Origin of the sequence: Pseudonocardia sp. SID8383, assembly GCF_009864975.1 — a bacterium.
In the GTDB taxonomy this organism is placed as follows: Bacteria; Actinomycetota; Actinomycetes; order Mycobacteriales; family Pseudonocardiaceae; genus Pseudonocardia; species Pseudonocardia alni.
Genome location: NZ_WWFY01000566.1, coordinates 1 through 1,414 on the forward strand (window position 1 = coordinate 1; position 1,414 = coordinate 1,414).

General features: G+C 73.1%; 1 protein-coding gene and 1 pseudogene. Both read left to right on the forward strand.

Annotation, left to right across the window (positions count from 1 at the left end; translation table 11 throughout):
* Positions 1-1,104, forward strand: a 1,104-nt coding sequence (locus GTW08_RS13855; protein WP_161152007.1) for an AAA family ATPase, incomplete at its 5' end; no start/stop codon positions are given.
* A gap of 48 nt (positions 1,105-1,152) precedes the next feature.
* Positions 1,153-1,414: pseudogene (locus tag GTW08_RS13860) on the forward strand (signal recognition particle-docking protein FtsY); the annotation flags it as partial.

Here is a 1,414-nt window from a genome sequence, read left to right on the forward strand (position 1 = left end):
GCCCGGTCCCGGGCCGCCGCCGCGGCCGCGGAACGGGAGCGGGCCTCCGAGGTCGCCCGGCTCGTCGTCGACGCCGGGCACGTCGCCGCCGGGCGGATCGAACGCTCCCTGGCCGCCGCGGCCGCCGAGCGCGACGAGATCCAGGCCGCCCGCGCCGAACGCGAGCGGGCCCACACCGAGGCCCGCGACACCACGACGAAGCTCACCGCGCTGCTGGAGAAGCTCACCGACGCCGTCCACCGCGACGAGATGGTGCGCCAGCAGACCCGGATGCGCCTGGAGCAGCTGACCGAGAAGATCCTGGGTGACCACGGCATCGGCGTCGACGACCTCGTCGCCGAGTACGGGCCCGAGGTCCCGGTGCCGCCGTCGGCCGCCGAGACCGCCGAGTACGAGGCCGCACGCGAGCGCGGCGAGCAGGTCTCCGCGCCGCCGCCGGTCCCGTTCGACCGGCACACCCAGGAGCGCCGCCTCAAGCGGGCCGAGAAGGACCTGTCGCTGCTCGGCAAGGTCAACCCGCTCGCGCTGGAGGAGTTCGCGGCGCTGGAGGAGCGCTACAAGTTCCTGTCCACCCAGCTCGAGGACCTGAAGAACACCCGGCGTGACCTGCTCACCGTCGTCCGCGAGGTCGACGACAAGATCCTCGAGGTCTTCACCACCGCCTACCACGACGTCGCCGCCGAGTTCGAGACCGTGTTCGCGACGCTGTTCCCCGGAGGCGACGGCAGGCTCGTGCTCACCGACCCCGACGACATGCTCACCACCGGCATCGAGGTCGAGGCCCGTCCGCCGGGCAAGAAGGTCAAGCGGCTCTCGCTGCTGTCCGGCGGGGAGCGCTCACTGACCGCGATGGCGCTGCTCGTCGCGATCTTCCGGGCCCGGCCCTCGCCGTTCTACGTCCTCGACGAGATCGAGGCCGCCCTCGACGACGTCAACCTGCGCCGGCTCATCTCGCTGATGGAGGAGCTGCGCACCACCAGCCAGCTCATCGTCATCACCCATCAGAAGCCGACGATGGAGGTCGCCGACGCCCTCTACGGTGTCTCGATGCGCGGCGACGGCATCACCCAGGTCATCTCCCAGCGCCTGCGCCCCGCCTCCTGACCGGCCCGTCCTGCACGGCGGGTCGGCCGGGCGTGGCAGGGTGGCGTCGTGACCACGCAGACCCTCTGGATCGTCGTCGCGATCGTCGTGGCGGTGTTGCTGATCGCCGTCGTCGCCGGGCTGGTGATCGCCCGCCGACGGCGCATCAGCCTGCGGTCCGACGAGCAGCAGCGCGAGCTCGGGACCGGTACGGACGAGCCACCGCGCACCGGCGGCAGCTACCAGGCCGGGGGCGGGTTCGCGTTCTCCTCCGGGACGGCCACCGCGCCCGAGCGGCCGCGCGCCCCCGGCGACGACGCCCCGACCGCCG